Here is an 8953-nt window from a genome sequence, read left to right on the forward strand (position 1 = left end):
CCATGCAGGCACTCACCGATCACATTTGAGTTGATCAATTGGCGTACCGCTTCAAACAGGGGGTTATAGCGCTGCATCAAATTGGCAACGCAGAGCAGATCGCGGGCACGGGCCAACTGGAGCAACTCATCGGCCTGGGCCAGGCTCAGCGCCAGCGGCTTTTCGCAGATCACATGCTTACCCGCGTCAAGGGCGGCTCGCACCTGGCCGTAATGGAGAAAGGGAGGCGTGGCGATGTAAACAAGATCAACCTGATCAAGTTGGATCAGGTTCTCCACCTCAATATTTTCGGACAGACCGAAGCGGCGGGCAACCGCTAGGGCCGCCTCGCGGTGGGTGCCAGCCATGGCTACAAGCTCAGCGCCATCAACCTGAAGAAACTGCTGGAGGGCAAATAGGCCAAAGCCCCCTGTTCCGATAGCACCAATGCGGATTCTATTCATGGCTTGGGGATGGAATGGCGAGCGAGTTCGAGTAGTCGCATCTCCTGCAGAGCAAGGAGGAAAGCCAGGGTTGATTCAGCGCCCTGGTTCATATTGACACTGTCGTCTTGAAGACCGTCAAAACAGCCACCGGTTCGGGCGTCATAGAGAGGCAGGTGCAGGTCGTTATCACCGAGGAACCAGGCGAAGGCTCGCCAGGCCTCGCCGAGCCAAAATCCATCCCCCGTAGCTGACCAGGCTTCCACGCAGGCCGATACCGAGGCGCACGCCTCCAGCGGTTGCTGGTCAAAAGTGGCGCGATGCTGGCCGCGACGGTAGAACCCGTTTGAGCCAATTGGCCTGAAGTGGCCTGCTTCGGCGGTTTGCTCCGCCATCAACCAGCGCAAGCTGCGCAGGCCCACATCCAGGGCATCGCTTCGATTCGACCAGCGGCCGCTGAGGATCAGGGCGTGGGGGAGCGAAGCATTGTCGTAACTGAGCACATTCTCGAACCAGGGCCATTCATCGCCACTGGTTTGATGGAAGGCCGCCAGCAACTGTTCGGTGAGGGTATCGCGCATCAAATCGACGGTTCGATCGCCACTGAGTTTGCGCAGATACTCATGGATGGCCTTGAGTCCGAGGGCCCAGGCCCGTGGGCTGGTTGTCTTGGTGACCGAAGGCAAGGCCAGCTGGAACAGATCCACTGCCCAGTGGCGCAGGTCGTCGCGGCGGGAGCGGCCTACGCAGGCGGCCAGGGCCAGCAGGGTGCGCCCCAGGCAATCATCGGAGCCATCGTCATCGAGCCAGGTGCGCTCGAAGCTCATAAAATTATGAAAACGGCAGGTTTCTGGGATATAGGCATAGTTAATGAACGATGCATAATAGGTTGCCAGCGACTGAACCTCTGGGGTAACGTCACCCGACTCTTCGAGCATGACCAGCAGCTGCAAGGCACGCACATTGTCATCGGTGCAATATCCTTCCTTGAAGTTGGGAAGGGTATATTTGGCATGCTGGTAGATACCTGTGGAATCTGTGATCCGTTTAAGGTGCTCGAGCCTCAGGGCCGGGAGCTCCCGCGGCTCCTGTTCCAATGGTTTGAGGGGAGAGTGGATCACCACTCCATTGCCGCGCTTTAAACGGGCGCGTTCAAAGGAGCTGGCATAGAGAGCCGCCACCTGGCTCCAGATCATGCCCCTACCAAGGAGGTAGGCCTGCTTGCGCATGGCATGACGACGCACATCGTCAGTTAACAAACCAATTAAGGCCGCGCCAATTGCCCCACTATCTCGAAAAGGTACCAGCACACCGCGGCCATCAGCAAGCAGTTCCTCCGCATGCCAGTAGGGAGTGGAAATTACCGCTTTGCCGCAGCCAAAGGCATAGGAGAGGGTGCCGGAGGTGATCTGATCGCGATTAAGATAGGGGGTGATATAAATATCAGCCACACCAAGAAAATCCTTTAGCTCTTCTGAACCGACGAATCGATTATAAAAAACAACCTGTTTCCTAACCCCCAGCTCTTGCGCAAGACGCTCAAGGCTTAATCGATAGGTTTCACCCTGCTCACGCAAGAGGTGGGGATGGGTGGCGCCAAGAACGATATAAACCATCTCTGGAAATATCTTGATAACTTCGGGCAAGGCACGGATAACATTCTCAATGCCCTTTGCAGGCGAAATTAGCCCAAAGGTGAGCAGAACCTGTTTCCCCTCGACACCAAACTGATCCTTGTAGTAATTGGGATCAACGAAGGGCATATCTGGCACCCCATGGGGGATGACATCTAGGTGGTCAGCCTCCAATCCATAGATATCCACGAGGATTTGGCGCCCCCGCTCGCTCATCACAATGATTCGGGCAGAGAGGGCAGCCAGCTCCTTCATCACCTGCAGCTGTTCAACGCTGGGTTCCTCCAGTACCGTGTGGAGCTGGGTAACAACCGGTATGTGAACATGGCGCAACAAGGTGAGGATATGGCTACCAGCCGGCCCGCCGTAGATACCAAATTCGTGCTGTAGGCAGATGACGTCTGTGTCAGTAAGATTGAGGAAGTCGGCAGCACGGCGATAGCTGGTTAGGTCCTGCTCTTCAATCTCGAAGCGAACTTCAGGCGGATAGGCATATCCCTCAGGCACGTCGTTAACCGCCACAATGAAACATTCATTAGTGGCCGTATCTTCGCTGAGGGCTCGATAAACGGAGTGGGAGAAGGTGGCGATACCGCACTTTCGTGGCAGGTAATCGCCAATAATTGCAATCTTGCGAACCGGATTTGGCTTCATGAGTATTGCTCCACTGGGTTGCTCATTAATTCATTCAGCAACTGATCAACTGGCACGGTGGCAAAGCTGCTTGACTGGTCGCTCATGGCGTAGGGGATAATCAGTGTTCCGTTATGAATAAGGGAGCCACAACTATAGACAACGTTCGGCACATATCCCTCCCTTTCCTCCTGGGTTGGCTCTAGCAGTGGCTGCTTGAGACGGCCGATCAACTGACCTGGATCATTTAGATCCAAAAGGATAGCTCCAACTGTATAGCGTCGCATTGGCCCGACTCCATGGGTTAAAACGAGCCAGCCGGCATCGGTTTCTATCGGGGAGCCGCAATTGCCAACCTGAACGAACTCCCATGGATAGGTGGGCCGCATCAGGATTTTCTTCTCATGCCAGAAGTGGAGCTGGTCAGAATACATTAAGTAAATATTCTCCCCATCTTGCCTGGAGAGCATCGCATAGCAATCTCCTAGCTTGCGTGGGAAAAGGGCCATGCCCTTATTCTCCACTTCTGGACCATTGAGGGTGCTTATTTTGAACTTGGTAAAATCCCTGGTTTCAAGCAACTGGGGGAATACAAGTTGACCATCATAGGCACTATAGGTTGCATAATATGTTGTTTGCCCCCCATCCTCAAAGGCGACGAAACGAGCATCCTCGATACCTCTTCTTTCCGTGGGAGAGGTGGGAAAGATGGCCCGCTCCGAGCAATCATCACCAGTGTTAAAGCTGATCTCGTAATTTGCCCTGGCCAGTGAAAGCACACTCTCCACCATGCGAACGGCATCTCCATTGCCCAGGCGATCACGGCGCAGGGCTTGGTTGGAAAGCAGGGTGAGCTGCTCAAAACTAAAATGGTCGGGCAATTGATCCATCAATTGCTGGGTCAATGCCGAAAGTAAGCCTAATTCGAGCAGTTTGCGCTCGAATAGGTGTTTGTCATAACTTGGGTTTGGATGCACATCTGCAGCTGCCACGAAGGGGCTGGGCTCATCTAGGGAGATGCCAATCTGGCGACTGATCACACCAGTTCGAAAAACAATCGAGGAGATATGGCCCTCGCCCGTAGCCCTCAGACTGAGCACAAAGCGCAGGCAGCCTGACTCCAGCCCAGACTGATCCGGGTGGGGCACGATTGATGGGTTGAAGAGCGCAGCCGCTTCCAGGGAATATTCCAGCGTGAAATAGGCACCAATCAGCAAGCGTTCGCAGCGATTAAGTGGCTGATCCGTGATCAGTTGTTCGCGTACATGCTCGAAGCGACTGAGCAGAAATGCCTGGAGCTTTTCATGGCGACCCTCAAATCGCTCCAGCATGATGGCAGCTTCTTGCTCTGCCTCAGAGCGGGACATGGCCGTTACTCGGGCCACAATCCTTTGACTACGTTCCTTGCTACTGGACTCAAATGGCCTGAAAAAAACCCGGGCAGGATCAGGCTTGATTTGGATATGTGTTCTACTAACTTGAAGCACCATTGCTTATAATCTGCGTGGGGACCAAAAAGCTAGCTTCAGCGGTGTTGCTTTTTGTCTATCGCCCCTCGACTGCCCACTACCCATACACAGTAGTACACCCCCTGCCGCCCCGTGCTCGCCGAGCCTATTCCCCAGCAGATGCTGGTATCAGCCTAGAATAGGTTTCATTTTAGATCACCTGATGTGAGAGTTGCTCCCCGGGTACTGATAGGGGGGCTAATCAACTCCTGGGGCAGGCAACGCACCATTGCCCTGCTGCCTTGGGTTGTGTTGACGATTGGGCTGGCCGGCACCGGGGCGGTGAGCGAGCAGACCAGGCGCTTTGGGGAGCAGGAACACCTGCGCATTGAAAGTACCCTGCTCGATAACGTCAGCGATGCCTTGCGCAGCAAGCTTGAGATCAATATCTCCATGTTGGCTGGGGTGGTGGGTTTGTTTAACTCATCAGTTGAAGTTAACCGCGATAATTTCGCAACCTATTATCAAACCGTAGCCCTCCACACTGGCCAGCTCAAAGGTGTGCAAGGGGTTGGCTTTGCCCGCTTGATTCCGGCCCCCCTGCTGGAGGCTTATGAACAACGTATCCGCTCAGAAGGATTTGCCAACTTCAGCGTCCGGCCGCCAGGGCCAAGGGCTCTCTATAGCTCAATCGAATTCCTCGAGCCCTTCGACTGGCGCAATCAGCGGGCCTTCGGCTTTGACATGTACAGCGAGCCAACTCGGCGCCAGGCGATGCAGGCGGCCTGGCAGACGGGTGCCGCCAGCCTCAGCGGCAAGGTGAAATTGGTGCAGGAAACCCAGGAGGATATGCAGCGGGGAGTACTTATCTATTTGCCCGTTTACGCCGACCGGGGTCTTTTGCCAGGAGCCAGTACCCGCAAGCTGCTGGGTTGGGCTTACTCGCCACTGCGTATGAACGATTTGGTGAACAGTTCAATAGCAAGCATTGATAATACCGATATGGCTGGCACCGGTGTGCTGGTTTTCGATGGCGACCGGCCCTTTGCCAGTCAACTGCTCTACGACAACCTTAAGCTGGTCCCCCGCCAGCAACTCAGCCATCCTTCCTATGAGCCGCTCCACATAGGTGGCCGCACTTGGTTGGTCGGTGTTCAGCTTTCACCGAGGCTGGTGGGGCCAAATGGAATCACCAGTGCCTATTGGATTAACCTGCTCCTCGGGGGTAGCACCAGCATCGTTGCAGCCCTCGTCACCCACATATTGGTGGCCAACCATCTGGCCACCCGGCAAGCTCTGGTAATCAGTGAGGCCGCCAGCCAGGAGCGGGCTCTTGCCAGCACGGTGTTTGAAGAGAGTAGCCAGGGAATTGTTGTAACAAATCCAGACGGCCAGATTCTGATGGCAAACAACAGCTTTAGCCAACTCACCGGCTTTCGCCTCTCAGAAATCAAAGGACAACGTACCAACCTGCTCAAATCCGGCAGGCATGATGCAGCTTTTTACGAACAGATGCGCAAAGATCTCAACCAAAAGAGCTACTGGGAAGGGGACTTGTGGAACAAGTTGCGCAATGGGGAAATTCGCTGTCATCACCTCAGCATCACAACCGTGCGAGATGAAAAGCTTCAACCCCGTTACTTCGTGGGGATGTATCAGGACGTCACCGAGCGCCATCAGGCCGAACAGTCCATGCGCTACATGGCCATGCACGACACCCTCACTGGCCTTGCAAATCGCTCAATGTTGATGGAGCAATTGGAGCGCCACCTGGCCCTAGCAAAGCGCCACGGCCACGCCCTGGGCCTGCTCTATCTCGACCTGGATGGGTTCAAGTTGGTTAATGACAAATTTGGCCACAAGGTTGGTGACCAGGTGCTCGAGATCGTCGCCGAACGCTTCAGCAAGGTGATCCGCGACGGCGACCTGCTCTGTCGTCAGGGTGGCGATGAATTTGTGGTGCTGGTGCCGGAGGCAGGCAATTGCGCCGAATTGGAGGCCATGGCCAGGAAGCTGGTCGATTCAAGTCGCCTCCCCTCTCTGGAGCTTAACCGGGCGATCAACATCTCGGCCAGCGTGGGCATAGCCCGCTACCCAGACCACGGTGAGAGCCGCGAGCAGCTTCTATCAGCCGCAGACAACGCCATGTACGCGGCTAAGCGGAGCTCGGGCAAGTCGGTTCAGGTTTCAGGCCTGCTCCAGGCGCTTGACGATCACAGCCATCAGCACCAAGGAACCGGCCAGAGCGACCAACAAAGCGATAGTCATGGATGAGGGCTGGGCAAACAATCCAATTATCACTGACGGGGCTGGGCCGACCAGGGTGTTTGTCTATGGCAGCCTTAAGCGCCAACAGGCCAGCCACGCCTGGCTTGACGGTGCAGCCTGGCTTGGCGAAGCCCAACTGGCCGGTTTACAGCTATTTGACCTGGGGCCGTTCCCGATGGCGGTCGCCAGCCCCGGGGAGACGGCCCTTCTCCACGGGGAGCTCTACCGGGTGAGCGCCCCGATGCTCGAGCGACTGGACCGATTCGAGGGGGCTCCCCGGCTGTTCCAGCGCTACTGGCTCGAGCTATGGCAAGGGCCCTTCGCCTGGGTCTATCTGGGCCGGGCACGCCAGGTTCGCCACTCTCCCCTGGTTGCCAGCGGCAGGTGGCAGGGCGCTTGCTGATCAGCCTGCCGCCGCCAGGGCCCGCACCACATCCCCCCGCGTGATTACGCCCACCGGCTTTTTGGCTGAATCAATCACAAACAGGCGCTGGGTGCTGCGCTCGTGCAGCAGCTTGGCCGCATCCGGTAGGGGCAGGTCGGCACTGCAGGTGTGCACCTTGGCATTCATCACCTCAGCGACGGTGCTGCCCAAGACCTGGTGCACCTCCTTGTCCCAGTTGAGCGGATTGCGCAAGTAGATCACCGCATCGAGCAGCATCACGTAGGGGCCGCTGTGGAAGCCGCTTTCGCGCACCATCAGGTCCTGTTCGGTGAGTTCGCCGACCAGCGCCCCGGCTGGATCCAGCACGGGCAGACCGCTGATGTGGTGCTCACTCATAAGTTGCACGGCCTCCTGCAGGGGGCTGTCGGCGCCAACGCTCAGCACCGGGGCCGACATCACGGCAGAAACCAGCTGTTGCACCACGGGCGAAGAGACAAGACTGGAGCCATTCTGGGGTCGAGCTCGGCGGGCATGACAAACAAAGGCAGCAGACCATCTAGAACCCGCCAACTGGCCGATGGCCTCACCCTGGGCCGGGCCGCCCTGGGCCTGCCACTGATCCTGGCTTTGACTAGTGGCCAGCTCACCCTGGCCTGGCTGCTGCTGCTGCTGGGCGGCTTGAGCGACTGGGTCGATGGGGTGCTGGCCAGGCGGGCGGGCGGCGGCTCTGTGTGGGGTGCCCGTCTCGACCCCCTCACCGACAAAATTTTGATCGCGGCGCCCCTGCTTTGGCTCGGAGCCAAGGGGATGGTGCCCCTCTGGGCGATCTGGCTTCTGCTGGCCCGGGAACTGCTGATCTCTGGCTGGCGCGCCGCCGAAACCAGCGGCGGGCCCGCCTCCTGGAGCGGCAAGGCGAAAACTGTGCTGCAGTTCACCAGCTTGCTGCTGCTGCTCTGGCCCTGGGCAGGGGCCGGCTGGACCCAACTGGTCGGCTGGTGGCTGTTCTGGCCGTCTTTGGCTCTGGCCTTGGCGTCAGCATGGGGATATCTGCGTTCTGGCCACTGATGGCGACCTATCTGGTAACCGGCACCAACCGCGGCATCGGCCTGGAGTACTGCAGCCAGCTGCAGGCCCGGGGTGAGCAGGTGATAGCGCTATGCCGCACGGCCTCTCCGGAGCTAGAGGCCCTGGGGGTGCGCATCGAGGCGGGGATCGATCTCACTGCTGAAGCCGCCATCGCTGAACTGGTGCAGCGGCTCGATGGGCTGGTGCTGGCTGGGCTGATCCTCAATGCGGGCATCCTCGAGCGCTCCTCGCTGGAGGAGCTCGACCCCGACAGCCTGCGGCGCCAGTTTGAAGTGAACGCTCTGGCACCCCTACGCCTGGTTCGCGCCCTGCTGCCGAATCTGGCCAGCGGCTCGAAGCTGGCACTGATGACCAGCCGTATGGGCTCAATCGACGACAACGGCTCCGGCGGTTCCTACGGCTACCGCATGTCGAAGGTGGCGCTGAACATGGCGGGTAAATCGCTGGCGATCGACCTGCGCCCCCGGGGCATTGCCGTGGCAATACTGCATCCGGGCCTGGTGCGTACCCGGATGATCAACTTCAACCCCCAGGGCATCAGCCCCGAGCAGGCCGTGACAGGTCTGCTAGCCCGCATTGACGCCCTCACCCTGGAGACCAGCGGCACGTTCTGGCACTCCAATGGCGAGGTACTGCCCTGGTAGGGCTATCAGATTCAGGGCTTTCAGATTCAGGGCTTTCAGATTCAGGGGTGGCAGATTCAGACCAATCCGATCGCCTCTTCCAGCGATTTGACCCGCTCAGGCCTGCCACCGCTGATCTCCACTACCCGGAAGGCCTGGGGACAGCGGGCAGGCAGGTCATGGCGATAGAGCTGCTTGAATGCGGCATCAACCCAGGCGCGATAGGCCCCTTCCACGGAGCGGATGCCGTCGTTCTCCAGGCAGGGGTCGATGCCTGGCTCGCCCGTGAGGGGCAGGAAGGCAATCAGGTCATAACTGGCCAGGGCCTGACTCTCGAGGATCATTGACCACAGCTGCTCGATGAAGGCGGCATTGATGTCCGAAGGAAAGGGCAAATCGTTTTTCTCCTGCATGTCAGGACGCACCTCCACCGTGCGGAGACGTTCATCTCTGG

Annotated in this window: 8 protein-coding genes and 1 pseudogene; 4 read left to right on the plus strand and 5 right to left on the minus strand. The window is 58.0% G+C overall.

All coding sequences use genetic code 11. The features are described from left to right. From KBZ15_RS12680 to KBZ15_RS12690, 3 genes are all read right to left on the minus strand, one after another. Window positions 1-443: Gfo/Idh/MocA family protein (locus tag KBZ15_RS12680; RefSeq protein ID WP_255015552.1), on the minus strand; the 443-nt coding region annotated here is incomplete at its 3' end. Beyond that, window positions 440-2710: a glycosyltransferase family 4 protein gene (locus KBZ15_RS12685; protein WP_255015554.1), complete on the minus strand. Its 2271-nt coding sequence runs from the start codon at window positions 2708-2710 to the stop codon at window positions 440-442. The genes KBZ15_RS12680 and KBZ15_RS12685, both read right to left, overlap by 4 nt. Continuing rightward, window positions 2707-4056 carry a glycoside hydrolase family 130 protein gene (locus KBZ15_RS12690; protein ID WP_255015555.1) on the minus strand — a complete coding sequence of 450 codons (1350 nt, stop codon included), beginning with the start codon at window positions 4054-4056 and terminating at the stop codon, window positions 2707-2709. Before KBZ15_RS12690 ends, KBZ15_RS12685 begins: the two co-directional genes overlap by 4 nt. Window positions 4057-4449: 393 nt before the next feature. Here KBZ15_RS12690 and KBZ15_RS12695 point away from each other — a divergent pair, with 393 nt between their 5' ends. Together KBZ15_RS12695 and KBZ15_RS12700 are read left to right on the plus strand one after the other, a co-directional pair. Beyond that, window positions 4450-6411 carry a CHASE domain-containing protein gene (locus tag KBZ15_RS12695; RefSeq protein ID WP_255015556.1) on the plus strand — a complete coding sequence of 654 codons (1962 nt, stop codon included), beginning with the start codon at window positions 4450-4452 and terminating at the stop codon, window positions 6409-6411. Next, window positions 6404-6808, plus strand: a complete 405-nt coding sequence (locus KBZ15_RS12700; RefSeq protein ID WP_255015557.1) for a gamma-glutamylcyclotransferase — start codon at window positions 6404-6406, stop codon at window positions 6806-6808. The genes KBZ15_RS12695 and KBZ15_RS12700 overlap by 8 nt, the downstream gene beginning before the upstream one ends. Here the strand turns inward: KBZ15_RS12700 and KBZ15_RS12705 are convergent, their stop codons facing one another. Then, window positions 6809-7246 (minus strand): CBS domain-containing protein, encoded by a 438-nt coding sequence (locus KBZ15_RS12705; protein ID WP_254930904.1) that lies wholly within the window; start codon window positions 7244-7246, stop codon window positions 6809-6811. It abuts the gene before it with no gap. 75 nt (window positions 7247-7321) lie between these two features. On the opposite strand from KBZ15_RS12705, the gene KBZ15_RS12710 reads away from it, so the two are divergent. Both KBZ15_RS12710 and KBZ15_RS12715 read left to right on the plus strand, forming a co-directional pair. Further along, on the plus strand, window positions 7322-7855 hold the full coding sequence (locus KBZ15_RS12710) for a CDP-alcohol phosphatidyltransferase family protein (protein WP_254930905.1): 534 nt from the start codon (window positions 7322-7324) through the stop codon (window positions 7853-7855). Next, the gene (locus tag KBZ15_RS12715) at window positions 7855-8520 is read left to right on the plus strand and encodes an SDR family oxidoreductase (RefSeq protein ID WP_255015559.1); all 666 of its coding nucleotides are present in this window, start codon (window positions 7855-7857) and stop codon (window positions 8518-8520) included. The genes KBZ15_RS12710 and KBZ15_RS12715 overlap by 1 nt, the downstream gene beginning before the upstream one ends. Window positions 8521-8576: 56 nt before the next feature. On the opposite strand, the pseudogene KBZ15_RS12720 reads toward KBZ15_RS12715, so the two are convergent. Beyond that, window positions 8577-8953 (minus strand): annotated as a pseudogene (locus KBZ15_RS12720) (hypothetical protein); the annotation flags it as partial.

The sequence above is a fragment of the Cyanobium sp. BA20m-p-22 genome, assembly GCF_024346275.1.
In the GTDB taxonomy this organism is placed as follows: domain Bacteria; phylum Cyanobacteriota; class Cyanobacteriia; order PCC-6307; family Cyanobiaceae; genus Cyanobium_A.

Coding starts and splice junctions, on each gene's coding strand:
- KBZ15_RS12685 (WP_255015554.1), bottom strand. CDS start 2,710: ATGAAGCCAAATCCGGTTCGCAAGATTGCAATTATTGGCGATTACCTG.
- KBZ15_RS12690 (WP_255015555.1), bottom strand. CDS start 4,056: ATGTCCCGCTCTGAGGCAGAGCAAGAAGCTGCCATCATGCTGGAGCGA.
- KBZ15_RS12700 (WP_255015557.1), top strand. CDS start 6,404: ATGGATGAGGGCTGGGCAAACAATCCAATTATCACTGACGGGGCTGGG.
- KBZ15_RS12705 (WP_254930904.1), bottom strand. CDS start 7,246: ATGTCGGCCCCGGTGCTGAGCGTTGGCGCCGACAGCCCCCTGCAGGAG.
- KBZ15_RS12710 (WP_254930905.1), top strand. CDS start 7,322: ATGACAAACAAAGGCAGCAGACCATCTAGAACCCGCCAACTGGCCGAT.
- KBZ15_RS12715 (WP_255015559.1), top strand. CDS start 7,855: ATGGCGACCTATCTGGTAACCGGCACCAACCGCGGCATCGGCCTGGAG.